The organism is Wolbachia endosymbiont (group A) of Pipizella viduata (assembly GCF_964028555.1).
Classification (GTDB): Bacteria; Pseudomonadota; Alphaproteobacteria; order Rickettsiales; family Anaplasmataceae; genus Wolbachia.
The window spans coordinates 634,222-658,292 of the sequence record NZ_OZ034787.1 but is presented as its reverse complement, the minus strand read 5'-3'; the positions used below and the strand labels follow the sequence as shown (position 1 = coordinate 658,292).

The 24,071-nt window shown below is 35.5% G+C and carries 22 protein-coding genes, 2 tRNA genes and 2 pseudogenes; 10 read left to right on the top strand and 16 right to left on the bottom strand.

The features are described 5' to 3' along the window. Nucleotides 1-257: 257 nt before the first annotated feature. The gene (locus ABWU50_RS03020) at nucleotides 258-1,169 is read left to right on the top strand and encodes an Rpn family recombination-promoting nuclease/putative transposase (protein ID WP_353276253.1); all 912 of its coding nucleotides are present in this window, start codon (nucleotides 258-260) and stop codon (nucleotides 1,167-1,169) included. Between the two features lie 34 nt (nucleotides 1,170-1,203). Here the strand turns inward: ABWU50_RS03020 and ABWU50_RS03015 are convergent, their stop codons facing one another. Continuing rightward, entirely contained in the window at nucleotides 1,204-1,845 is a 642-nt protein-coding gene (locus ABWU50_RS03015) for a latrotoxin-related protein (RefSeq protein ID WP_353276251.1), read from the bottom strand. A gap of 2 nt (nucleotides 1,846-1,847) precedes the next feature. Between ABWU50_RS03015 and ABWU50_RS03010 the strand changes: the two genes are divergently transcribed. Beyond that, nucleotides 1,848-2,072, top strand: coding sequence for an ankyrin repeat domain-containing protein (locus ABWU50_RS03010; protein ID WP_353276249.1), 225 nt, complete (start codon nucleotides 1,848-1,850; stop codon nucleotides 2,070-2,072). Between the two features lie 136 nt (nucleotides 2,073-2,208). On the opposite strand, the gene ABWU50_RS03005 is transcribed toward ABWU50_RS03010, so the two are convergent. The 5 genes and pseudogenes from ABWU50_RS03005 to ABWU50_RS02990 form a co-directional block, all read right to left on the bottom strand. Continuing rightward, on the bottom strand, nucleotides 2,209-3,342 hold the full coding sequence (locus tag ABWU50_RS03005; RefSeq protein WP_353276247.1) for a hypothetical protein: 1,134 nt from the start codon (nucleotides 3,340-3,342) through the stop codon (nucleotides 2,209-2,211). A 375-nt stretch (nucleotides 3,343-3,717) separates the two neighbouring features. Further along, nucleotides 3,718-3,854: pseudogene (locus ABWU50_RS06840) on the bottom strand (IS4 family transposase); the annotation flags it as partial. A 192-nt stretch (nucleotides 3,855-4,046) separates the two neighbouring features. Further along, complete coding sequence (glmS, locus tag ABWU50_RS03000; RefSeq protein WP_353276245.1) at nucleotides 4,047-5,858, bottom strand: glutamine--fructose-6-phosphate transaminase (isomerizing); 1,812 nt, start codon at nucleotides 5,856-5,858, stop codon at nucleotides 4,047-4,049. Nucleotides 5,859-5,969: 111 nt separating this feature from the next. Continuing rightward, nucleotides 5,970-6,116: pseudogene (locus tag ABWU50_RS02995) on the bottom strand (preprotein translocase subunit YajC); the annotation flags it as partial. Between the two features lie 137 nt (nucleotides 6,117-6,253). Further along, nucleotides 6,254-6,330: transfer RNA gene (locus ABWU50_RS02990), tRNA-Asp, on the bottom strand. Nucleotides 6,331-6,522: 192 nt separating this feature from the next. Between ABWU50_RS02990 and rpsB the strand changes: the two genes are divergently transcribed. Genes rpsB through frr form a run of 4 tightly spaced genes read left to right on the top strand, consistent with a single transcriptional unit; the run spans nucleotide 6,523 to nucleotide 9,522 of the window. Beyond that, nucleotides 6,523-7,371: a 30S ribosomal protein S2 gene (gene rpsB / locus ABWU50_RS02985; protein ID WP_353276243.1), complete on the top strand. Its 849-nt coding sequence runs from the start codon at nucleotides 6,523-6,525 to the stop codon at nucleotides 7,369-7,371. Then, nucleotides 7,352-8,212 (top strand): translation elongation factor Ts, encoded by an 861-nt coding sequence (gene tsf, locus ABWU50_RS02980; protein ID WP_264732175.1) that lies wholly within the window; start codon nucleotides 7,352-7,354, stop codon nucleotides 8,210-8,212. Before rpsB ends, tsf begins: the two co-directional genes overlap by 20 nt. A 10-nt stretch (nucleotides 8,213-8,222) precedes the next feature. After that, complete coding sequence (gene pyrH, locus ABWU50_RS02975; RefSeq protein ID WP_353276341.1) at nucleotides 8,223-8,957, top strand: UMP kinase; 735 nt, start codon at nucleotides 8,223-8,225, stop codon at nucleotides 8,955-8,957. 7 nt (nucleotides 8,958-8,964) lie between these two features. Then, a complete protein-coding gene (gene frr / locus ABWU50_RS02970; protein WP_164224746.1) occupies nucleotides 8,965-9,522 on the top strand; it encodes a ribosome recycling factor in 558 nt (185 codons plus the stop codon). Nucleotides 9,523-9,646: 124 nt separating this feature from the next. On the opposite strand, the gene ABWU50_RS02965 is transcribed toward frr, so the two are convergent. Then, nucleotides 9,647-9,892: a hypothetical protein gene (locus ABWU50_RS02965; protein ID WP_353276241.1), complete on the bottom strand. Its 246-nt coding sequence runs from the start codon at nucleotides 9,890-9,892 to the stop codon at nucleotides 9,647-9,649. A 320-nt stretch (nucleotides 9,893-10,212) separates the two neighbouring features. On the opposite strand from ABWU50_RS02965, the gene uppS reads away from it, so the two are divergent. Beyond that, the gene (uppS, locus tag ABWU50_RS02960) at nucleotides 10,213-10,908 is read left to right on the top strand and encodes a polyprenyl diphosphate synthase (RefSeq protein WP_015589050.1); all 696 of its coding nucleotides are present in this window, start codon (nucleotides 10,213-10,215) and stop codon (nucleotides 10,906-10,908) included. Beyond that, a complete protein-coding gene (locus tag ABWU50_RS02955) occupies nucleotides 10,898-11,524 on the top strand; it encodes a phosphatidate cytidylyltransferase (protein ID WP_264732170.1) in 627 nt (208 codons plus the stop codon). Before uppS ends, ABWU50_RS02955 begins: the two co-directional genes overlap by 11 nt. Before the next feature lie 24 nt (nucleotides 11,525-11,548). Here the strand turns inward: ABWU50_RS02955 and ABWU50_RS02950 are convergent, their stop codons facing one another. Together ABWU50_RS02950 and coaD are read right to left on the bottom strand one after the other, a co-directional pair. Continuing rightward, on the bottom strand, nucleotides 11,549-11,740 hold the full coding sequence (locus tag ABWU50_RS02950; RefSeq protein WP_341820626.1) for a zinc-finger domain-containing protein: 192 nt from the start codon (nucleotides 11,738-11,740) through the stop codon (nucleotides 11,549-11,551). A 68-nt stretch (nucleotides 11,741-11,808) separates the two neighbouring features. After that, nucleotides 11,809-12,315 carry a pantetheine-phosphate adenylyltransferase gene (gene coaD / locus ABWU50_RS02945; RefSeq protein ID WP_253309665.1) on the bottom strand — a complete coding sequence of 169 codons (507 nt, stop codon included), beginning with the start codon at nucleotides 12,313-12,315 and terminating at the stop codon, nucleotides 11,809-11,811. Between the two features lie 81 nt (nucleotides 12,316-12,396). On the opposite strand from coaD, the gene ABWU50_RS02940 reads away from it, so the two are divergent. Both ABWU50_RS02940 and ABWU50_RS02935 read left to right on the top strand, forming a co-directional pair. Then, a tRNA-Phe gene (locus ABWU50_RS02940) sits at nucleotides 12,397-12,469 on the top strand. Nucleotides 12,470-12,559: 90 nt separating this feature from the next. Further along, nucleotides 12,560-13,570 carry a gamma-glutamyl-gamma-aminobutyrate hydrolase family protein gene (locus ABWU50_RS02935; RefSeq protein WP_353276238.1) on the top strand — a complete coding sequence of 337 codons (1,011 nt, stop codon included), beginning with the start codon at nucleotides 12,560-12,562 and terminating at the stop codon, nucleotides 13,568-13,570. 464 nt (nucleotides 13,571-14,034) lie between these two features. Here the strand turns inward: ABWU50_RS02935 and ubiH are convergent, their stop codons facing one another. The 7 genes from ubiH to ABWU50_RS02900 form a co-directional block, all read right to left on the bottom strand. Further along, complete coding sequence (gene ubiH, locus ABWU50_RS02930; protein ID WP_353276339.1) at nucleotides 14,035-15,183, bottom strand: 2-octaprenyl-6-methoxyphenyl hydroxylase; 1,149 nt, start codon at nucleotides 15,181-15,183, stop codon at nucleotides 14,035-14,037. A 560-nt stretch (nucleotides 15,184-15,743) separates the two neighbouring features. Next, nucleotides 15,744-16,754: an Mrp/NBP35 family ATP-binding protein gene (locus ABWU50_RS02925; protein ID WP_353276236.1), complete on the bottom strand. Its 1,011-nt coding sequence runs from the start codon at nucleotides 16,752-16,754 to the stop codon at nucleotides 15,744-15,746. Nucleotides 16,755-17,382: 628 nt separating this feature from the next. After that, entirely contained in the window at nucleotides 17,383-19,212 is a 1,830-nt protein-coding gene (gene typA / locus ABWU50_RS02920; protein WP_353276234.1) for a translational GTPase TypA, read from the bottom strand. Between the two features lie 105 nt (nucleotides 19,213-19,317). Beyond that, nucleotides 19,318-19,914: an orotate phosphoribosyltransferase gene (pyrE, locus tag ABWU50_RS02915; RefSeq protein WP_353276231.1), complete on the bottom strand. Its 597-nt coding sequence runs from the start codon at nucleotides 19,912-19,914 to the stop codon at nucleotides 19,318-19,320. Between the two features lie 3 nt (nucleotides 19,915-19,917). Further along, the gene (locus ABWU50_RS02910; protein ID WP_353276229.1) at nucleotides 19,918-21,102 is read right to left on the bottom strand and encodes a dicarboxylate/amino acid:cation symporter; all 1,185 of its coding nucleotides are present in this window, start codon (nucleotides 21,100-21,102) and stop codon (nucleotides 19,918-19,920) included. Between the two features lie 208 nt (nucleotides 21,103-21,310). Beyond that, the gene (locus tag ABWU50_RS02905) at nucleotides 21,311-22,636 is read right to left on the bottom strand and encodes a dihydroorotase (RefSeq protein ID WP_353276227.1); all 1,326 of its coding nucleotides are present in this window, start codon (nucleotides 22,634-22,636) and stop codon (nucleotides 21,311-21,313) included. 122 nt (nucleotides 22,637-22,758) lie between these two features. Continuing rightward, nucleotides 22,759-23,991 carry a hypothetical protein gene (locus ABWU50_RS02900; protein ID WP_353276337.1) on the bottom strand — a complete coding sequence of 411 codons (1,233 nt, stop codon included), beginning with the start codon at nucleotides 23,989-23,991 and terminating at the stop codon, nucleotides 22,759-22,761. Between the last annotated feature and the right edge of the window lie 80 nt (nucleotides 23,992-24,071).

The window sequence follows — 24,071 nt, the reverse complement described above, 5'->3', positions numbered from 1 at the left end:
AATAAGTATTTTTAAAGCTCTTTATAGCTACTAAATCCATGAATTCATTTGCCGGGGTTTTTAGGCACTTTATGAGGGGATTATAAAAAGATCTACAAAAGGACCTCTAAGGTGCATAGTAGTATTCTAAAGCCACCTATGGGAGACATTTTTTTCATCAACGCATTCAAAACTTAAAAAAATAAACTAAAAATAAAGAAGTTGAATATTTTTTCAGAATTATGTATAATTATTAATGCTTTTTAGGTTAGTTCGTTATGGCCTTTTCTAAGTTTCTCGATCCGAAGAATGATGTCGCATTTCGGCGTATCTTTGGTACTGAAAAAAATAAAGGTATCCTTATTCACTTCCTCAATGATATTCTTGGCTTCACTGGTAAAAATGAAATAAAGGATATAGAGTTTTTAAGTACTATTCAAGACCCTGATATCGCCGCTAAAAAGCAAAGTATTGTTGATGTTCTCTGCAGAGATGAAAATGGGGTGCAAGTGATCGTCGAAATGCAGGTCGCTAAAACTAAAGGCTTTGAAAAACGTGCCCAATACTATGCTGCTAAAGCCTATTCAAGACAAGCTGATAAAGGTGATCAATACCAAGACCTTAAGGAAATTATCTTCATTGCTATAGCAGATTGTGTACTGTTTCCTAATAAATCTGAGTATAAATCAAAGCATACTATTCGGGATGAAGATACTAATGAACACGATCTAAAAGATTTTTACTTCATATTTATTGAATTGCCAAAATTTCCAAAAACGAAGGAAGACCAATTAGAGAGTATAGTTGAGAAATGGATATACTTCTTTAAATATGCAGATAAGACTAGTGAAGAAGAGCTGGAAAAAATAATAGGTAGCGATCTAATAATTAAAAAGGCCTATGAAGAGCTAAATAGATTCAACTGGTCAGAAAAAGAATTTATTGCCTATGAACAGGAAATAAAACGTATTCTTGATGAACAGGCTGTTCTCGCTCAAAAAGTTGATGATGCTACTGAAAAAGGCATCCAAATCGGTCATGAAAAAGGCAGAGAAGAGGGCGAAAAACAGGCTAAAATAGCAGTGGCTAAAAACCTACTTAAAGCTGGTGTATCTGTCGATTTAATAGCTGAATCTACTGGCCTTCCTAAAGCTGAAATAAAACAACTTCAGGAAGAAAATACTTTTTAACCATTTTTGTTAAGCTCTTCACAAAAGAGGGATTTCATAGCCCTAAAACATGCTTTATGCCTTTAGCTACTGATGTATCGCTTAAGAAGGTATCAGGCTTTTTAGATGGCTCCATTGCAACTACTTTCCTTGAAACACTAGATGTTGGCTGATCTGCAGTCTGCTTTTGTTGTAGAAATACAGTTTCCTTTTTAGCCAAAAACTCTTCTAGATGGCTTTTCACATGAACTAGAAACTCACCAGTTTGTTCAAACTCTGGACAAGCTTCTTTTGCAGATGAGTATAAGGTTTTTGATATTTCAGAGAATTTACCACTTCTTATTTGCCCGGCCACCTTTAAGAATACTTCTACAGGATTAAATTTTAGATTTGTAACTGGTATTCCTGACTCAATAGCAGCACTCTCTAATGCTTGTTCAAATTCTTTTGCAATAGGTAATGCATAAATTTGCGCTTCCTGTTCAGAAATACTCCTTATATCGTTAGAAATATACTTTTGGCCTGTAACTTTTCTTATAAATACATCTAATAAAAGAAGTGTACCATTTGTATCAATACCTTGAGCTGTAATAGCTTTAGAAGGTTGGGAATGCTTCATATCTATAGCTGGCTTGAAAGGAGAAGAGATAAACTGAGGAGGCCAACATTCATGCTCAAGCCCAGAATGGTGCAACACCTTTGCACTTTGCTGCTTCTTATGGTCACTTAGATACAGCCAAGTTTCTTGTGGAAAAAGGGGCTAATATTAATGTTGAAGATAATTATAAAAATACCCCTATGGGTTTAGCTATTGCACAAAACAAGCAAGATATTATAGAATTTTTTAATGTACTATTACCTACTCTTAACTCTAGTCTTGAAGGAGTTTCTACCTGTAGTGGCAATACTAGGTTGCAGAAGTGATTTTTGGGAGCTATTCAAAACCTCATACGCTCAAGGTAAGGAGAAATAGCAGGGAAATAAATATTGAGTTAATAATTTAGAGATTCTTCTTAAGAAATTATTTTCTTGATGATTATGATTTTTTGAATATACACTTTTATGTTGGATTCAAAGGAGATTGGATAATAGGTTGTTCCACATCTTCCACTTTCTCGAGCTTGGTATTTGGCTTGAACGAATTGTACAGTGCAAAACCTATACACGCTAATCCAACAATTCCCCCAATCACTGCTATGGCATACATTTTCAATATACAAGCTACAATACCACAGACTAGTAATGCCGCATCAACATTACCAAATATGATTGCTTGCCTTTGTTGCGTTAACGGTTTGTCTTTTTTGTCTGTAGCATCAAAACATGGTTCAGCCGAAGATGGCCTGTCAGCTCTATCAACGGAAGTTGGCTCTACAGTAGTTGAATCATTTTGCACTTCTTCGCTGCTTTCACATATAGGTTGAAGATCTTCACTATTTATATTACATAATTTAGTGTCAGTTTCTGTAGCTTTATCAATTACGTGAGTAGCATCTTTATGCTCTATATTTATTACACTATATTTACATACTTCATGCACTTCCTTACTATTTTCATCTTTAGCTGTAGTAGTTTTGGCTGTTACAACAGTGGGCTTCTGGGTTGCTCTCCTATTAACAAGTTCTCCGGAGAATTTTAAGATTTCTTCTACAGCTTCACTATTTTTACGTGCTTCAGCATAGGTAAATGGGGTGTAAGTCATTTCCTTGCCATTTGAATGTTTTATAATTATTCTCTTTTTTAGAATATCTTTCAAAATACCATTTTCCTCAGAGATCTTTAACACTACTCTCGTAATGTCATTGTCTCTACGTGATATAGCATCTGTCAGTATTGTATGATTTTCTTCCCGACCATCTGAATGTTTTGTGGTCATTTCTTCATTCAGAACTTCCTTTAATAGCTTTTGTTTTTTGGCTTCTTCCAAAAGATCTTTTACAGCTTGATTATTCTTATGACTTATAGCATAATGTAGTAGTGACAACGTCTCCTCTCTACCCTGATATTTGTAAGCTATTTTCGCTAAAAGAATCGTGCTTGCGTTATAGCTGGATTTTTTAAATATTCCATTTCTGAACCTTCCAGCAATACTTTTCCCTTCCTCTATTTCTCTTGCTAGCTTTTGAATATTCTTTCCATCTTTATTTGTTAACTCATATATATCACATACTAATGTCAGTTTTGACGTTTTCATAATGTTTTTCCCCTATTAAGATTTATTGATTTAGTTGTAGTAGTTGCAGTTGCTCGCTCCATAAATTTGGTGCTCTTTTTCAATCAAAGGTGTCTTGCTGCTTGAAATGTTTTCCTTGTAAAAATTTAGCTTATCTTTTACATTGAAACAGCATTAAGACGATTTGCCTTTTTTTGGATGTAGAAATTTTCTAGGAATTGTCTTCTTGAGTTCTATGGTATTTTGTTTAACATTGAAACAAGAGTCTGTTGTCGTTTAATCTGCACAGATTGAAGATAAATGAATACCTTCAATACCATGATAAGGGGGGCTGGCGGAGTTTGTCAAGTAGGTTTTTTCGTCTCTATTCCCAATAAAAGTTCGTTATTGGTTATGCAGGAAGTCTAATACTGTCGTAAAAGGAAGTTTTCTTGTGCGTGTGAAACTTTTTTTCCAACACAATGGATCTTCTGAAAAGTTTTCGAGTATATTGTATTTTTAATTTGTAGAATAAGATTTTTTCCTTTTTGCATGTTTCACCTAAAAAGGACACATTTTAAACTTTTTTACAGAAACAACAGCGTTTTTTCTTCACTCTTTAGATAATTTAATGCGAAAAAATTTAGAGAGAAATTTTACACACAATCGCAGACATTTTTCCTTAAGTTGACGCCATTGAGTGAACGGTTACCTTAATTAGAAGTCTAGCTTTAACTTTAAATGGACTACTCAACCGTGACAGACTTAGCTAAATTTCTTGGACAATCGGCATCTAACCCTTTTTTTGCTGCAGTATAGTAAGCAAGGAATTGCATAGCAACACTATAGATGATAGGAGAGATAAAATTATCAGTGTCTGGAAGTTGCACCACATCTGCGCAAACTCCCCTTAGGAATGGCGCTCCTTGCTTATCACTGAAGGCAATTACTTTGCCTTTTCTTGCAATAATCTCTTGTATATTAGATAGCGTTTTAAAGAATAAACTATCATAAGGGATAATTGCTATAACAAGCACAGTAGAGTCTATTAAAGCAATAGAACCGTGCTTCATTTCTCCCGCTGCAATGCCAATGGTATTAATGTATGAAAGCTCTTTTATCTTCAATGCGCCTTCCATTGCAACTCCGTATGAACTTCCTCTGCCGATTAAAATAACGTTATTGTGTTCTAATATACTGCCCGATATATGTTGTATTTGCATCACATTCAAAACGTGCTCAACATACTCGGGAATAGAATTGATAGCACTGCTTAGCTGTTTTATTCTCTCTCCACCCAGTATACCTTTTATTTTTCCAAGCTCCACGGCAAAGCATGCTAAAGTTGCAAGTTGCGCAGAAAAGGTTTTTGTTGAAGCAACACCAATTTCTGGCCCAGCAAGAGTATGTAACACAATATCTGAGATCTTTTCAATGCTGCTGTTAAATGTGTTAGTTATACTAATGATTGTTTGCTTCTGTGATTTCGCATAACGCAGCGCTTCTATGGTATCTGCAGTTTCGCCAGATTGAGAGATGAATAACCCAATGCTGCCTTCTTCTAACTTAACGTTGCTATACCTAAATTCTGATGAGATTTCTAGATATACTCGAACTTGAGCGACACTTTCCAGCCAATATTTTGCTATTAGCCCGGCAAAATAAGATGACCCGCATCCAACTATAGTAATGTAACTCCGCTCAGAAAACAATTTTTTGTTGACCTCTTTATATTGCTTGTAAAATTGATTTATTGTTTTGTTTAATGCACGCGGTTGCTCAAAAATCTCTTTTAACATGAAGCTGGGATACCCATTTTTGCTAATTAGAAAATCACTTGGACTACTATTTTCTATACTACGTTTAACTTGTGTACCGTTGTTGTATATACTAACTCCACTAGATTTTATCACTGCAATGTCACCATCTTCCAAATATGATATTCTTTCCACAAATGCACTTAAAGCATTAGAGTCAGATGAAGCAAACACTGTGTTACAGTTATAGCCTATTGCTAAAGGCAAATTTCTCTTCGCAACAAATAAGGCATCTGGATATTCTGCAAATAATAAGACCAAGGCAAATGAGCCATGTAAGTTGTTTAAACACTTAAATAGAGAATCAACTGGCGACAATCCTTCATCCAGATATAAGGTTAGCATATTTGGTATGATCTCTGTGTCAGTATCAGTATGGAATAACATTCCCCTTTCTTCTAGACCCTTTTTTAGCAGATTGTAATTCTCAATTATGCCGTTATGAGCAACAACAACATTATTTGTATGAATGGGATGAGCATTTTTAAGGCCTGGAACTCCATGTGTAGCCCAGCGAGTATGTGCTATACCAACTGTACTGTGAGACATCTTGCTTTCATCAACAACTTCATACAATCTTTTAACTTTACCTTCTGATTTTTTGACTTCTATCTCGCCTTCGTTATTTATGATTGCTATACCTGAGGAATCATATCCCCTATATTCCAATTTTTGCAACCCAGTTAGTAAAGTTGGTATTACTGAATCACCGCTACTTACTACACCAAATATTCCGCACACAAATGGATCACCAAATGAACTTTCTTTTAAAGTTATGCAGCATTTTTGCCTTTATCATCTTTTCCCTTTTTACTTTCCTCTGGTGGTTGATTTTTATTCTTTTTATCACTGTTCTTTTAGTTTTTTGTGGTTTGGGCGAATAATGAGAAAATAAAATACCACAAATATTAAAATCAATGGAATAAAACTAGCAAAAGATGCGCCGATACTTGATGCATTGCTAGTTGCATCTGCTGCAAAAACTTCAGAAATGAGCATATTTAATCCTAATTGTTAATGATAAAAACAAACCTATTTAAGTATTAATTACAATACCATGCCATGTCAAGTCTGGTGAAAACGTTTCTAAATACCGGCAATAATATTGCGGATTTTAGACTATGCTAAAACCACTATGGCGGGAGTGATGAGACTTGAACTCACGACCTCATGCGTGACAGGCATGCGCTCTAACCAACTGAGCTACACCCCCCCTAATTTCTTTTTAGCGTTTTCGGGCTTCGACTTTAAAGCTAATAAACATGTTGCCCTTTGTCAATATTTTTTGTTTGCGCTTTGCTGTCTTTTCTATTACTATGTAAATAATTTAATTTCACACATGGCTTGTACAAGTAGTCCCATTAGGGTTATGCCATGGAAGATAAACTATTTGGAGGAATGATATATGATAAATTTGCCTGAAGTCACTGTGCGTGATTTAGCCGAATCTGGTGTACACTTTGGTCACAAAATTAGTCGCTGGAACGCAAAAATGGCTCCATACATATATGGAGTGCATCAAGAAAATCGTATACATATAATTGACTTGCGAAAAACATTACCATTGCTACAGGTGGCCATGAAGGCTTTATATGACGTTGCATCTCAAGGTGGTCGCATTCTATTTGTTGGTACAAAGTTTCAAGCTTTTGATATTATTGCAAGTGAAGCGATTCGTTGTGGTCAATATTATGTGAATCATCGATGGCTTGGTGGTATGCTTACTAATTGGGGCACTGTTTCTTCTTCGATAAAAACCTTGATGCAATATGAGAAAATATTAAATGACGAGGATAGCATTTTAACAAAGAAAGAATTGGGGAACATTGAAAAGAAAAAGCAAAAGCTTGATAAGGCGCTTGGTGGTATTAGAGAAATGGGAGCAATTCCTGATATCTTATTCATCATTGATACTAATAAAGAGCATATTGCGGTTAAGGAGGCTAAAAAGTTAGGAATTCCAATAGTTGCAATACTTGATACTAATTCTGATCCAGATGATATTACTTATCTAATACCTGGAAATGATGACTCAAGAAAATCAATAGAGCTCTATTGTAAATTAGCTACCGACTCTATATTAGCTGGAATAGAGTCTAGTCTAGCAAGATCTGGAGTTAAGATTGATAATATAAAAGGTGATGAGTTTATTCAAGAAAAAGAAGATAGTATTGTGCAAACTAAAAGGAAACGTAGTAAAGTTTACAAAGAAGAAGAAAGGGAGGTAGTAACAAATGAAGATGAATCCAGATAATATAAGGGAATTACGTGATAGGACAGGGCTTGGCTTAAGTGACTGTAAAAAAGCATTAGAAGAATGTGATGGTGACATCAAGAAAGCCGTTGATAAGTTGCGTACAATAGGTCTTGCTAAAGCTGACAAAAAATCTGATAGAGTAGCTTCAGATGGGCTCGTTGCTATGTGTTTGACTGAAAATTATGGTGCATTGGTTGAACTCAATTGCGAAACCGATTTTGTTGCAAGGAATGAGAAATTTATAGAGTTAGTTTCAAATTTAGCATCAATTGCTCATCAAGAACGCTGTATCAGCGTTGATGAGTTAAAAAATGCCAAGTATGAAAGCATTGGCACAGTGCAGGAAGCTATTATGAATGGTACGTCAGTTCTTGGTGAAAAGTTAGAGTTGAGCAAGCTTTGTTACCTAGAGACTAAGGATGGAGTTGTTGCTGGTTATGTACACGGTGATGTACGTGGTTTAGGTAAAACTGGCGCTTTAGTTGCATTGCAATCACCCGGTGATAAGGCAAAGTTACAGGAAATTGGAAAACAAATAGCGATGCACATAGTTGCTATGAAGCCTGAAGCTTTGTCTATAGATGATTTAGATCAAATGAAGTTGAAAAATGAACGTTCTATAATTGAAGAGCAAGTAAGGAGCTTAAATAAACCTGAAGAAGTAGCAAAAAAAATAGTAGATGGACGAATGGCTAAGTACTATGAAGAAGTTGTTTTACTAGAACAAAAGTTCATAAAAGATGATAAAATGAAGGTTTCTGATTTTATAAAATCAAGCGAGGTGAGTGCTATTAAATTATCTGATTACAAGTTACTTGTTTTGGGCAGTGCAAACTAAATGGCAAGAAATGTCTTCCTTAGCAGATAAAGTAAAATACTCTAGAGTGTTATTGAAGATCTCTGGTGAAGCTTTGATGGGGTCACAGTCTTTTGGCCATGATATGGGAATAATAAGCCAATTATGCAAAGATATAGCTGATGTTAACAGGCTTGGAGTTCAGGTATGTATTGTTGTTGGTGGTGGTAATATCTTTCGTGGCGCATCTGCGTCTTTAAGTGGCTGTGAAAGAGCAAGCAGTGATTATATTGGAATGCTTGCAACTATAATCAATGCTTTAATTTTACAAAACTTTTTAGAAAAAAATTTAGTAGCTTCTAGGGTATTATCTGCAATACCCATGGCCACTGTATGTGAACCTTACATAAGAAGGAAAGCTATTCGTCATTTAGAAAAAGGTAGAGTGGTAATTTTTGCAGCAGGCACAGGCAACCCATTTTTTACTACAGATACAGCTGCAGCCTTACGTGCTGTTGAAATGAATTGTGATGTTATTCTAAAGGGTACACAAGTAAATGGTGTATACTCCGCTGATCCGAAAAAAAATGAGGATGCTGTAATGTATGATAAGCTTTCTTACACGGATTTATTGACTCGTGATTTAAAAGTTATGGATGCATCAGCAATTTCACTTGCTCGTGAGAATTCTATTCCAATTATAGTTTTTTCTTTGAAGGGAGAAAAAATAGTTAATATTATTAAGGGTCAAGGTACTTATACTATAGTTTCAGATTGTAAACAGTAGGTAATTTATGTTAAATGAAATAAAAGCTAAAACAAAAGAAAGAATGCTAAAAACTATTCAGTCCTTTCATGATGATATTAAAGGCGTACGCACTGGTAGAGCTAGCGCATCGTTGCTTGATGGTATAGTTGTAAATATCTATGGTGGACATCAAAAGTTAAATCAGGTTGCAGGCGTTTCAGTTATAGATAACAAAACCCTATCAATTAAAGTTTGGGATATTAATGTTGTAGGTGAAGTGAAAAATGCTATATTAAATGCCAACTTGAATTTAAATCCTGTTGTTGAGGGCAATACCATACGTATAGCTCTTCCGGATTTAACACAAGAAACCCGTGAAAAATTAGTAAAATTATTGCATCAGTTTTCTGAAAATGCGCGGATTGCCATCAGAAATATACGCAGAGATGTTATGGAAGAAATAGAGAAAATGAAGGGAAATAAGGAGATCTCAGAAGATGATTTTCATGGTGCTAAGAAGGAAATACAAAATATTACTGATGATAATATAAAAAAGATTGATGGTGAATTATCCATCAAAGAAAAGGATATATTGCATCACTAAGGTAATATGAAAGAAACCTTCAGTAGTGAAAAAGAAAAAATTATATGCAAAGGTGTCATGGAAGTAGTCGACACACAACTGTATGAACGTTGCAATATTGCACAGTATTATACAGTAAATGATGTCATTCCAGTGTCCTCTTTTTTGTCATCCCAGTGCCTTTTTTCCCTGTCATCCCAGTGCGTAACACTGGGATCCATCTTATTTTCATCATGGACATTATATGCCCCAAGAATCTGTTATCCATTTCCCTCTTTCCTGTCATCCCAGTGCGTGACACTGGGATCCATCTTATTTTCATCATGGACATTATATGCTCTAAGAATCTGTTATCCATTTCCCTCTTTCCTGTCATCCCAGTGCGTGACACTGGGATCTACCTTATTTTCATCATGGACATTATATGCCCCAAGAATCTGTTATCCATTTCCCTCTTTCCTGTCATCCCAGTGCGTGACACTGGGATCTACCTTATTTTCATCATGGACATCATATGCCCCAAGAATCTGTTGTTCATTGCATCATTTGCAAATATTTTTATACTTAGATCCCAGTGTCACGCACTGGGATGACAGGAAAAAGGGCTACTGGGATGACACCTTTCAAGTAGAGATTGCTACTAAATCACTATTTTTGTACAGTGATATGTTAAGCACTCAGATGATATCGGGTGGTTTAGGTGAACTTTAAATGTTGAATCAAGAATCTTTACCGAAACATTTAGCAATTATTATGGATGGTAATGGTAGATGGGCGAACAATCAAGGAAAGGTAAAAATTGATGGTTATAAAAAGGGCAGTGAAGTTGCATACGATATTGCCAAGTATTGTACGGACCTAACCATACCCTACTTAACTTTGTATGCATTCTCTATGGAGAATTGGCTTAGACCCAAAAACGAAACTGACTGTCTATTTGATTTATTTTACTCCGTTTTAACTAATGAAGATAAAGTCAATTTCATTTGCAACTGTAACATTAAGTTGAATTTTATTGGCAATTTAAGTCTGTTATCCAGTAAAATATTGGATCAAATTAAAAAAGCAGAAGAAATGACACATAAGAACGATGGTTTATTACTCACTGTGGCAGTCAGTTACGGAGCAAAGCAAGAAATTACACAAGCTATAAGCAATATTATAAAAGAAAATATTGCTTATGTATCAGAAGAGGAATTTGAAAAATTTCTATATACTAAAGATCTGCCAAAATTGGATTTATTAATTCGCACTGGCGGCGAAAAAAGGTTAAGCAACTTTTTATTATGGCAAGCAGCTTATGCTGAATTATATTTTTGTGATACTTTATGGCCTGATTTTTCTTGTCAAGATTTGAGCAAAGCATTAGAAGATTATACAAAAAGAGAGAAAAAATATGGTAGATAATAATTTTATAATTAGAATATTGTCCTCAATAGTAATATTATTCATATTTTCTTTTGCTACATATTTCAGTGATTTATCGTTTTACCTATTGATTTTTTCAATAGCAGTTTTATCTTCTTTTGAATGGTATAATCTAACCCAAGGAAACAAAATTTTATACGTTTTCGCATTATTATTGATTGCACTACCAAGCGCCTCATTAATATATTTATATAACCTACCACAGGGAAAATACGCATTAGTATGGTTCGTCTTAACCATTTGGGGAATTGACATTACTGCCTACCTATTTGGTAAGAATTTTGGTGGAGCTAAAATTTGCCCAATTCTTAGCCCTGGAAAAACTTGGACAGGACTTCTTGGTGCGATTTTAGCTGGAGTAGTGTGCACAATTTTTGGATCAATATTTTTTGGTCTATTTTCAATTTTTTATTCTCCAATCATTGGCCTTGCAATCGCTATTCTAGCGCAACTTGGCGATTTCACTGAGTCGCTTGTTAAAAGAGCTTACGGTGTTAAAGATAGTGGAAGTATGATACCTGGCCATGGAGGAGTGCTCGATCGTATGGATAGTTTCATTTTTACTGCCCCTCTTCTTGCTATTTACATAAGCTAAGTCTGCAGAAGAAATAAAGTGCCATTAGAGTTCATCCCTAGTCAGCTCCCCAACCGCTTCTACAGTACAGTCATGGACAAACGTCTTTTCACAATAAGGGCAGGCTATTTCCTCTTCTTCTCCCATATCTAAATATATTAATGGATGGCCGGAACCCTCATTATTCTCATCACCATGACAACAAACTTTTCTATTATTAACCCTCACTTTTGACATGCTACTCCTTTAGCTTATAACATTTTATATATTGAATATACCCATTCAGAAATAAAAAACAACAAGCACTATTCTCCATTTTTTATCCTATTCAGGTTAATCAATTCGTTTTGAACGCCTTTTGATACAAATTTGCTAACATCTTCTCCTAATCTTGCTATTTCCTTTACAAAACTTGATGAGATAAATTGAGTATCTTCAGAAGCAGGAAGAAATATGGTTTCGATTTCAGGAAGAAGTTTATAATTTACCCAACTCATTTGAAACTCGTAATCAAAATCCGATACTGCTCTTAATCCTCTAATAATAACAGAAGCATTCTGCTCTTTGGCAAACTTCACTAGCAACCCATTAAAAGATATAACATCTGCATCAATTCCTAGCCCTTTGATTTCACTTTCAGCCATGCTTGTGCGTAGCTTTGTGTCAAAGGCAACATGCTTATTAACGTTTTCTGCAACTCCTATTATTAATTTATCGACTAGTTTACACGCTCTTTTGATTATGTCAATATGCCCAAAAGTTATAGGGTCAAATGTGCCAGGGTAGATTCCTATTCTGTTATTAATGTTCATCCTTTATTTTTATATAAACTACTTTAAAAACTTTTGATAGACATAATAACATTTTTTATCTAAAAATGAAAGTATACAGTTGGCCTGATAGCTCAGTTGGTAGAGCAAAGGACTGAAAATCCTTGTGTCGCTGGTTCGATTCCTGCTCAGGCCACCTTCTCTTTCTTGGCAAATTTGCCTTTTTGTTATAAAACGTTCTATAATATGTTATGGTATTAATATAAGTGTTGAGAAGGTAAACTATATGTATAAATGTTATAGTAGAATATTTAACATCTTATTAATTATAGTTCTATTATTAAGCAATATTACTTATGCTGGCGTTAGTGAAAAACCGGCATCTCAACATGTAACCAGAAAAGAAGAACCAGCGTCAACTGCCTTGACGGCAGAAAATACAGTAAATAATGACATAGTTGTTGGTTTGTTGAAAACGGAAGAAGAGACATACCCATATGAGCTTGGGCTATCTCAAAATATCTACGAGATGTTTAATAACTTTGGGGTTAAGACTGTACTGATTGATTATAATAAGATAATTAGCCTTAAAAAAATTCAGACAGAGTCACTTAATCTCGCAAAACAAGATGAAACATTGGCAAAGAAGCTGACATTAGACCGAATAAAAATTGAAGTTGCAAAGTTTATTAAAGAGCACAAAATAAATAGAATATTTATTCCGGATAATTTACACTCAGCACCCACTCCTTGTCGCCAGCTTGTTACTGAAGCAATTGCAAAAATAGTGGATGATAACCCTGCAATTCATTTACTTGGCATATGTGAAGGCATAATGAATGCAAAGGGAATTGAAGTAGTGAGTGTTGTGAGTGATGAAGAGAAGCGAAGATCTCATTTAAAATCAGCATCTAATCCACATAAAGAGGATGCACCTCTCCAGCATATAAAGATCGTTCCAAACAGTCGTTTAGCGGAATTAGTAGCTAAATTCTTAATACCTAATGAAAATGGCTGGTTTTCAACATATTTTCCAGATGCTCATTCAGGGGCAGTAAGTAATACACCAGAAAATAGAAGAAAATTGGAGTTACTTGGATATAAAGTTGCAGCATTTTCCAGTGATGGGGTAATAGAGGCTATTGAAGATAAGCACGGTAATATTTACTTTCAATGTCATCCAGAAGCCCTTGTTGTAAAATCATATAAAAACCTCTATTTATCAAATCACAAGGAACGTCAAGTGTCTACACTAGTTGCTATAGCGATTATAAATGATTTTCTTTATCGTGCTTAATGCCTATAGCTTTAGATTTACCAACGATTTGATAAACGACAAATTCGTCATCCCGCTGCTTGTTATAGCTAAAGTGGCTTAGGTTTACCTACAATTTGATAAACGACAAATTCGTCATCCCGCTGCTTGTTAGCGGGATCTAGAGATACTGCGCACAACTGTACGAACATTCATTTTGAAGGTAAATTGCACAGCAAATGGTGTCATTCCAGTCTGGAATCCAGAAATTTTGCTTATAACTGAGCTGATGAGCTAAAGGTAGTTGTCTTACGCTAAAACAAACGTTTTTAATTAAGTTGCATAGAAGCTGGATCCCAGTGTCTGGGCACTGCCGTCATAAAGGAACCAGTGTCAGCTACTTGGATGACAGGAAAATGACACCCTCCTGGTAGGCCCAAATTGCAATGTTCGTACAGTTGTGGATACCGCGGCGGTATGACTTGCATTAGCTATAAAATAGTAGTTTATATAAATCCCATAGCATGCCGAATGAAGCTTTTTTTGAGAAAATTTGAATTTTCAACTGCAATCAAGCCAAGATTTCTTAGTGCTTTAGCGCAGAATATTCTGTTGGAGAACATCCTATTTAATCCATCAGTTGCAAGCGCCATTGTAAAATTATCAAAGTATCTGTTACGTGAAATTTTCTTTAATAAATAACTACTGCCAACATCAATACCAGATGCTTTTGCAGCAACTATGTGCTTTATAACACTTTCTACATCTCTAATTCCAAGATTAAGCCCTTGACCTGCAACTGGATGAATTGAATGTGCTGCATCACCGATAAGCAAAACTCTACCCTTATATAACTTTTTTGCGAAAACAAAACTTAAAGGATAAAGTTTTCTTTCACCCTCTAATTTTATCTCTCCTAAATAAGAACCAAATCTTTTTTTGAGCTCTATAATAAATTCTTCTTCAGACAGATCCATTAGCATTTTTGAAATTCCAGATTTTTCTGTCCAAACTATCGAAGAAGTATAGCCACCCTTCATTGGTAGAATTGCAAATGGACCGCCAGGAAAAAAACGCTCTACAGCTAAGTTTTGGTGATGCAGTTCATGCTTTACATTAAATACTATGCTACTTTGTTTATAATCAAATTTCACTGTCGGTATAGAAAATAACTCTGGTAGTTTAGAGTTTTTGCCTTCAGCGCAGATAAGTAGCGATGATATTAATTCCTGGTTATTATCAAGAATAATTTCCACATATCCTGAATCACAAGCAATTGTTTTATAGGAATGTGGAGAGTATATATTTAGTTTATTCAGAAAATTATTGTTGATTGCATTCCATATAGTAGCATTGTTAATAACATAACCCATTGGTTCTTCACCAACCATTTTATGATTGTAATGCACAGTAACCGCATCTAATATGCATATATCAAGTATTGGCTCAGCTTCGCTTTCTATAAACTGCCAAATCCCTAATTTTTCCAATATTTTTTTCGAGCCTTGAGAAATAGCAAATGCTCGGTTGTCATCTACTATACGTGGTAGACTATTTTTTTCAATTACAGCTACAGACACAGAGTCACAACTGAGGCCAATTGCAGTAATAAGACCAAGTAACCCACCACCTGAAATGATTACATCATAATTCATTTTATTCATGCTAATTGTAAAATTATATTTTATCTATTTTGAAAATAGTTTAAACAAACTTTGTATACTATGAGTAAAAGACTTTAAGGTTTTCCTATATACAAATTAAGTCTCTTAGAACCTGTCTTGAAAATGGCTAAGCATAGAAGTAATCATATTAGATTTCTTGCATAACCCAAACTAAGTAGAAAAAAGGCAACTCCCCTGTCATCCCAGTAGCCCTCTTCTTGTCATCCCAGTAGCCCTTTCTTGTCATCCCAGTGCGTGACACTGGGATCTCATTTTACTTTATAATGATGTCATGGAAGTAGCTGACACTGGAATTCAGAAAAAAGGATGATGTCATTCCAGTCTGGAATCCAGCCTTTCCATAATCATCAAAACGTTGTATTTTAACATAAAACAGCTATTTTTATACTTAATAAAATTCCTGGATCCCAGTGTCAAGCACTGGGATGACACCCTTCTGGTAGACAATGTTCGTACAGTTGTGGATTCATTCGCGGTATAAATTCCGCTAACTAGTAGCGGAATGACGGTTTTTCAAATTGTAGGTAAACCTAAGCCACTTTAGCTATAACATCTTTAGCAATGTCTTCATAAATCTCTGCCAAATCTTCACTTAGCATTAAAGGATTTCCACAATCAGAAGCATGACATATTTGTGGATCCAGAGGAATCCTGCCTAATAGTTTGATGCCCAGCTCCTCAGACATTCTTTTTGCGCCGTCTTTTCCAAATATGTATATTTCTGAGCCGCTTTGAGTAAAATAGCTCATGTTTTCCACAATGCCAATAATCGGTATACTGAGCTTTTTAAGCATATCATAAATTTTGCGAGCATCGATTAAAGAGAGCTCCTGTGGAGTTGAAACTATTATCGCCCCGGTTAAGTTAAAATTTTTCATAAGACTTAAATGCACATCGCCAGTTCCAGGTGGTGTATCAACTATCAAATACTCTATATCGGACCATTTTGTTCCCATGAGCAGATTATAAAGTGCTTTTGTGATCATAGGTCCGCGCCATATTGCTGCACGATCCTTGTCAACAAAATAGCCGATTGAAATAGTATGCAGTCCATACCTTTCTATAGGTATTGCTTTTCCACCCTGTATTTCTGGCTTTAATTTTTCAGTGCTAAGCATTTTAGGAATTGAAGGACCATATATATCTGCATCAACCAGCGCAACTTTATGTTTCAACTTTGCTAATGAGAGAGCAAGATTTAGCGCAACTGTGGACTTGCCCACACCGCCTTTACCAGAGGCCACAACGATTATATTTTTCACTCCTTCGATATGTAATTTAGCTTTTTGTTGCCCAGTTTGTTTTTGACCAGTAGCAACCACGATCACTTTTGTCACCCCCGGTATAGCTTTAACAGCTTGCTCACAATTTCTTCTTAATTCTTCGTTTGCTTGCGTGTTACCGGCAACTTCAAGCGCAAAACCAATGTCCCCGCCTTTAATAATGATTGAGGATATTATGCCAAGAGCGATCACATCTTTGCCGCTTTTTTGCTCTATGACTTTTTTTAAGTTCTCTCTTACAATTTCTTCGTTGATCATTAGACCTCTTACATAGCAGATCCCAGTGCAGAACATTCGTTTCGGAAACAGTATGTTAAATGTTATAGCAGGTTTTGCCTAGAACACAAGCCAAGTACTGGTTCACTTTATGACAGTATCATGAAAGTAGCCTCTTTCTTGTCATCCAAGTAGCCCCTTCTCCTGTCATCCAAGTAGCTTGACACTGGTTTACTTTATGATGATGTCATGAAAGTAGCTGACACTGGTTCTTTTTTTCTAGATCCCAGTGTCACGCAATGGGATGACAAAAAAAGGAGCACTGGAATGACAGCAGTCCCACGTCATACCGCGATTCATTCGCGGTATCTCTTAACATAGATCCCGCTAACACGTAGCGGGATGACGAATATACCGCCAAGAACCGTCATACCGCGATTCATTCGCGGTATCTCTTAACATAGATCCCGCTAACACGTAGTGGGATGACGGTTGTCGGTGAACCTAAGTTACTTTAGCTACAAACATTAAGAAATTTACCAAATGAAAAAAAAGGCAAAAGAAGCCCCGTGGTTATTATCCGCTTTAAAATATTGGCGTTTTTTATGTTTTAAACGCTTGACAAGCGAGATAGTACGCTGCTACGAAAATTACCTGCAAAAAGAAACCTCTACTCCTTATTCTTTGCCCTTCCTGCACGCTTACGTTCATTTGGATCAAGGAATTTCTTGCGTAAACGTATAGATTTTGGAGCTACTTCCACCAATTCATCATCATCTATATACGCTATCATATCCTCCAGTGTCATTATCTTTGGAGGAGTGAGTTTTATGGCTTCATCACTACCTGAAGCTCTTACGTTTGTTAATTGCTTACCTTTTAGCACGTTTATCTCCAAATCATTGTCACGGCTATGCTGGCCGACAACCATGCCACAATATACCTTATCCTGTGGCTTGATAAACATAATTCCCCTGTCTTGCAAATTGAAAATTGCATACGCCACAGCCTCACCCTTATCTGTAGAAATTAAAACTCCATTGCGCCTTCCAGAAATTGGACCTTTATGTGGAGCATAACTATGAAATAAACGGTTAATTATGCCTGTGCCCCGAGAATCAGTTAAAAACTCTCCTTGATAACCAATTAATCCTCTTGATGGCACTAAAAACGTTAATCTTGTCCTACCATTACCAGAAGGTCTCATGTCAGTCACTTCACCTTTTCGGAAGCTGAGTTTTTCCATGATGATTCCACTATATTCATCATCTACATCAATTACTACTTCCTCTATAGGTTCAAGTTTTTTGCCATCTTCTTCCTTAAATAGCACGCGAGGGCGTGATACTGAAAGCTCAAAACCTTCTCTCCTCATATTTTCAATTAACACTCCAAGCTGTAGCTCACCACGTCCACCTACTTCAAACGCTTCACCACTTGATGCCAAAGTTACGGTAATTGCAACATTTGTTTCTGCTTCTGCATATAAACGATCCTTTATAACGGTTGAGGTAAGCTTTGTTCCCTCTTGTCCGGCAAAAGGTGAATCATTAACACTCAGAGTAATCGCCATCGTCGGCGGATCAACTGGAGTTGAGCTTACTGCAGTTGTAACCTCTGGTACTGCTATAGTGTCAGAAACTGAAGCTTTCTCAAGCCCTGCAATTGCAATTATGTCTCCCGCCACAGCTTGTTCTACTGGAATACGTTTCAAGCCAGAAAATGAGAGCAACTTAGTTAATCTCCCTCGTTCAATTACTTTACCGTCCAGATCAAGTACCTTAAGATCTGAATTGACTTTTGCAACGCCCTGATAAACCTTTCCTGTCAATATTCTGCCAAGAAACTTATCAGACTCAAGTAGAGTGACCAACATAGCAAAAGGGGCATTTTGATCATAAACAGAAGGTTTTATATAATCTATAACCGTTGAAAATAATGGGCTTAAATCTTTTCTTTCATCAGAAAGCTCCTTAGCACACCAACCATTTCTACCTGAAGCATACAACACTGGAAAATCTAGCTGCTCGTTGGTTGCATCAAGGTTAAAAAATAACTCATATATTTCATTTAATACTTCATCAATTCTGCTGTCTGGTCGGTCGACCTTATTGATTATCACAATTGGCTTCAAATTTGCTTTTAGTGCTTTTGACAACACAAATTTAGTTTGTGGCATGGGACCTTCCGCAGCGTCAACCAGCAGCAACACACCATCTGCCATGCACAATACCCTTTCTACTTCTCCACCAAAGTCTGCGTGCCCTGGCGTATCAATAATATTGATTTTTTCATCACCCCACATTATTGATGTGCATTTTGCAAGTATTGTAATTCCGCGCTCACGTTCTTGGTCGCCACTATCCATAACTCGCTCTTGAACTTCTTGATTCTCACGGAACGTGCCACTTTGTTTTAACATGTTATCAAGCAAAGTAGTTTTACCGTGGTCAACGTGTGCGATTATTGCTATATTACGGATCGATTTAAATTCGTTCATTTTCTATCATTTCAAAACTAATTTAGTAATAAGTATACATAAAATACACTTGGAGTAAATAACTAAAGCTGTGTATAAGTGCTGTGTTTCCAAGATATTATAGGATTACTTTGTTAAATATTCTCTACTCCCAGGTTTTGTTATGGGGAGTTGTTTTAATTCACTTGGAAGTTCTTCCTCGCTGTAGTTTTGGATGTTCAGTTCAATCAAAGATATGACAGGAAAAGGCAGTTTCGTTTCACTATTCCTCTTTATTAAAGAAGCTTCAGCAATGACTTTACCTCCCTCCCCTTCTGCACATTTCACTGCTTCAAGTGAAGATTTGCCTGTGGTTATCACATCCTCGATAAGTAATATTTTCTCACCCTTTTTGATCTTAAATCCACGGCGTAATTCAAACTTGCCATTAACGCGCTCGCAAAACATTGTCTTTATTCCAAGCTGCCTGCCAATCTCATAACCTACAACTATTCCGCCAATTGCAGGAGATAATATTAAATCTATGGAGCTATTTAATTCTTTTTTTATTTTATCTGCTAATAATGCGCAAACTTTCATGGCTCTGCTTGGATTTTCAAAAATCTTCGCACACTGTATGTATGTGTCACTATGCAGCCTGGATGATAAAACAAAATGCCCATGCAAAATTGCTTCTGCTTCTTTAAATTCTTTTATTATTAGGTTGTTTTCATTTAATATCATTTTTTAAGTTTCACTATTACATTCTTTATTAATTATCTGAGTGATACAAATATCAGACCACACGTTTATTGCAGTTTCAAACATATCGATGATTGTATAAATAGGCAAAATCAGTCCCATAATATGCAGAGGAACATTCATCGACATCAGATAACTGGTTGCCATAAAATAGCACCCCATCGGCACTCCAGCGTTACCAATTGCTGCACTAGTTGCTAAAAAAATCCATATAAACATTTCGCTTAAGGAAAATGCGCATCCATTCATCTCTGCAACAAACATTACAGTGATTAGTATAAATGCAGCACATGCATTCATATTAATTGTTGTGCATATTGGTAAAATAAAGGACGACAATTTCTTTGGCACCTTTAGCTTATTTTGCACACAGTCTATAGTTGTTGGCAATGTTGCACTGGATGATTTAGAAAAAAACGCAAGTGTGAGTGCCGGCATAACCCCTTTCAGCGTTTGAATTGGTGATATGCCTTTATACCACATAAGTAGCGGTAAAATCAGAAATGCCTGCACAAAATTTGCAGACATTATGCAAACAAAATACCATAAAAGACTGTAGAACTCGCTACCACCTTTTAATTCGTGCAAAAAACATGTAATAAAAGACCACACAGCAAGTGGAACAAGCTTTAGTAACCCCTGAGCAATTTTAAGTAACGTATCGAAAAGTGCAGAGAATATTTGATGTAATATGTCCTGCTTTTCTTTTGAAAGTGAAACAATAGCTCCACCCATCAAAAAAGCGATCAATATGCTACCAATAACGTTATTTTCAAGAAAAACTTGCACAAAATTCGAAGGAATGAGTGATTTTAAGTATGAAAAGTAACTGTAATTGTTATTATCCAAACTTCCTATCGTGTTACATATGAAATTTTTTTTCACTGGATCTATTAGCAGGTAAAACAATAATGCAACAAACGCAGCTATAATAGTTGTAAACAGCGTATAAAATAGTGTTTTCTTAACTAAGGTTTTAATTTCGATTGAGTCTTTAAGTCCTGAAATTGTGGAAACTATTGATAGAAAAACTAAAGGTAAACTTATTAATTTCAACAAACTAACAAATATGTCACTAAACAGCTTTGCTATTTCAAATATAATCTCACTGTTTAAATAGTAAGCAACTATTGCAAACAGTATAGAAAAGAGTATTGCAAACTTGTGCATTGAAAATAAAACTTCAAAGTAACATTATACAACAATTTTGCTGTTTTGGAATCAGATTGATAGACAAAATAACTTTATAGATTAGGGAAAGATAAGTAACATTTCATTATTAATTAAGTGTTAAAAATATGTCATGCGATGTACTTCAAATTCAGGTGCACTTAGCCCATTCTGGTGATAACAAATTGGAACAGATAAGGTATGATAACTAACTTTTCTGTGAGTATATAGTTTTGCCAGACACAACAGTACGTACCACGTGCCCTTTTACTTTGCGCCCATCGAAAGGGGAATTCTTTGATTTACTAGCAAAGTTGTCAGTTTTAATTTCCCATTCATGATTGAGGTCAACTAAAATTAAGTCTGCAGCAAGGTTTTTTTGTATACGACCACATGATACGTGTATTATATCTGCAGGCTTATATGTCAATTTTGCAAGCACATCAAGTAGACCCATTTGCCCACTGTGGTAAAGTTCAAGTGAAAGGGGCAGCATTGTTTCAAGGCCAACAATACCAAATGCAGCATTTTCAAGTGGAAGATCTTTAGAATTACGATCATGCGGAGCGTGATCGGTTGCAATGCAATCAATCACACCTGTCTTTAAACCTTCAACCATAGCTAAACGATCTTCTTCAGTGCGAAGCGGCGGGTTCATTTTTGCAATTGCTCCATGTTGTTTTACTATATTTTCAGTCAAAGTGAAGTGATGAGGGGTTACTTCACATGTAACATTTAATCCCAAATCTTTCGCACGTTTAATAGCATCAAGTGAATCTTTTGAAGAGACATGTAGAATATGGTAGTGCACATTTTCCATATCTTTCATGAGCAGTATATCACGATTTACCATAACCGATTCTGACGCACTCAAGATTCCCTTTACTCCCAATTCTTCAGAAATTTTACCTTCATTGATTGCACCACCTGCTGATAAATTTAAATCTTCTGCATGTTGAGCAATAGGAACACCCAGCATACTTGAATAAAGCAGCGCCTGTCTCATAATCATTGGGTTCATAACTGGCATGCCATCATCAGTGAACCCAACCGCACCTGCTTCCTTTAAAAGTGCCATTTCAGTCAACTTTTCTTCCGAAGTGGTGATTTTAGCGTAAAATTCAACGTTTACATGTGAAGTTTCAAGTGCTCTATATTTCAAATATTTAGCCAAAACAACGCTATCAATTGCTGGAACAGTGTTCGGCTGACAAACTACAGTTGTAACGCCTCCCGCAGCTGCAGATTTGCTGCCTGTATATATAGTTTCTTTATGTTCTTGGCCTGGTTCACGAAAATGTACGTGAATGTCAATAAGGCCTGGCATTAGAACAAGCTCTTTACAGTCTATTGTTTCATCGACCCCACTTGTTGAAAATAATGATTCACCAAAGTCAATAATTTTATCCCCTTCAGTCAATAATGAACCTTTTATATCAAGTTTAGTTTCCGGGTCGATAATACGAGCATTAGTATACGCAATTTTATAGCCTTCTTTTTGCCCTGTTTGCAACAAATTCCAAGTTTGAGTCATTATATTTGAGTATCGATTATAAAATAAATCTAAAGTTTTTTTAACAAAACACAACCAAATAAAAACGCAGACTAAAGTTGCGAGAGCTGTCTTGAATTAAAATTGTCCCAAAAATTTGGCTCTTATAACCGAGTTACTTCAGTTTTAACGTTAATATGAAAAACTCTTAGCTCTGTTGAAGGATTTTCCAGTTGAATATCTAGCTCATTCTGTATGTTCGATAAACAAATCAAAGCTGAGTCAAAATTTTCATCACACTGCTTCGCTTCATTCATACCATCGATTATTTCCTCTAATTCTTCCACATCATCCATTTCTTGCGGCGCACTTTTTAATATCGCTTTTATTTGGTTTAAATTTTGACGAATTTTCTCCTGATATCCAGCAATTCTCTCTTGATATATATCAATTATTTTTTGACATGCGTTGCCTCTAAATGGATGTTCTTTTTTCTCTTTTATGTAAGAACTTTGAAAGTCTTTACAGTTAAGGATTGCTTCTCTATGTTTTTTTATGTCATTGATTGCACTGACTATCGACTTATCTATTTTCTTCAAATTTTCTTCCCGTCCTTCTCTTTTAATTATACTTTTGGATTCATTTTTCATTTGGTTCATTTTGTCATACAGGTTTCTGCATTCTTTGTAAGATACCATTGGTTGTAATATTCCTTTATTGTAAAAATTCTTCAACTCATTACTTGATAGTATTGTTATAGCATCTTCCCTTTTACCTTGTGATTTAGGATACTTTTTATTCAATGAACTAACATGATTTAACAAGAAATCTTTAACTAGCCCTTCTCTTTTTACTTCGGATAATTTTTCTAGTGTTTCTATATATTTCAGAACTTCCGCAAAGAGCTGTCCACCAGATGGAGCAAATCCTTGAAGTGGTTTACTCTGAGCTTTATAAAAATCGGTTTGTAAAAAATCTTCAGCTTGTTTTTTTATTACTGAAAGTTCATTGAAGGCTTTTTCTGGATTGATTTTTCTCAAAATACCAACAGTTTTTCTAATCGCTTTTTCTCTCTTTTTATTATCTTGCTTTTCATTTAATATCAGATGTTCAGTTTTGGTAAAAGCATTACCTTGATCACTCTTTGCAATGTTACAAACGATGTTTTTTACAACTTTTTCAGTTGCTGCATAATCTATTTCTTTTGCAAAGCAGTCAACAAATGATTGCCAAACTTTTTTATTAACAAGCTTACTTGTCTTATTTTCAAAATCTTCTCTACTTTTGAATCCTAAAATAGTATAGAGATTTTTTTCAACTATTGGTTCGGCATGTTGTTTTGCCACTTTACCTTTTATATTGAATGGAAATTTACTAATCTTAGTTGTACCTACAATGTTACCTCAATATTAACGCTATCTATAAAAGTATAAAGATTTAATATTTAATTTTTAATTAATACTAGCACAGCTAACTA

Coding starts and splice junctions, on each gene's coding strand:
- typA (WP_353276234.1), bottom strand. CDS start 19,212: ATGAACGAATTTAAATCGATCCGTAATATAGCAATAATCGCACACGTT.
- ABWU50_RS02955 (WP_264732170.1), top strand. CDS start 10,898: ATGGTAGATAATAATTTTATAATTAGAATATTGTCCTCAATAGTAATA.
- ABWU50_RS02925 (WP_353276236.1), bottom strand. CDS start 16,754: ATGATCAACGAAGAAATTGTAAGAGAGAACTTAAAAAAAGTCATAGAG.
- ABWU50_RS03020 (WP_353276253.1), top strand. CDS start 258: ATGGCCTTTTCTAAGTTTCTCGATCCGAAGAATGATGTCGCATTTCGG.
- pyrE (WP_353276231.1), bottom strand. CDS start 19,914: ATGATATTAAATGAAAACAACCTAATAATAAAAGAATTTAAAGAAGCA.
- ABWU50_RS02905 (WP_353276227.1), bottom strand. CDS start 22,636: ATGACTCAAACTTGGAATTTGTTGCAAACAGGGCAAAAAGAAGGCTAT.
- rpsB (WP_353276243.1), top strand. CDS start 6,523: ATGATAAATTTGCCTGAAGTCACTGTGCGTGATTTAGCCGAATCTGGT.
- tsf (WP_264732175.1), top strand. CDS start 7,352: ATGAAGATGAATCCAGATAATATAAGGGAATTACGTGATAGGACAGGG.
- pyrH (WP_353276341.1), top strand. CDS start 8,223: ATGTCTTCCTTAGCAGATAAAGTAAAATACTCTAGAGTGTTATTGAAG.
- ABWU50_RS02950 (WP_341820626.1), bottom strand. CDS start 11,740: ATGTCAAAAGTGAGGGTTAATAATAGAAAAGTTTGTTGTCATGGTGAT.
- uppS (WP_015589050.1), top strand. CDS start 10,213: ATGTTGAATCAAGAATCTTTACCGAAACATTTAGCAATTATTATGGAT.
- ABWU50_RS02935 (WP_353276238.1), top strand. CDS start 12,560: ATGTATAAATGTTATAGTAGAATATTTAACATCTTATTAATTATAGTT.
- coaD (WP_253309665.1), bottom strand. CDS start 12,315: ATGAACATTAATAACAGAATAGGAATCTACCCTGGCACATTTGACCCT.
- ubiH (WP_353276339.1), bottom strand. CDS start 15,183: ATGAATTATGATGTAATCATTTCAGGTGGTGGGTTACTTGGTCTTATT.
- ABWU50_RS02910 (WP_353276229.1), bottom strand. CDS start 21,102: ATGCACAAGTTTGCAATACTCTTTTCTATACTGTTTGCAATAGTTGCT.
- frr (WP_164224746.1), top strand. CDS start 8,965: ATGTTAAATGAAATAAAAGCTAAAACAAAAGAAAGAATGCTAAAAACT.
- ABWU50_RS03005 (WP_353276247.1), bottom strand. CDS start 3,342: ATGAAAACGTCAAAACTGACATTAGTATGTGATATATATGAGTTAACA.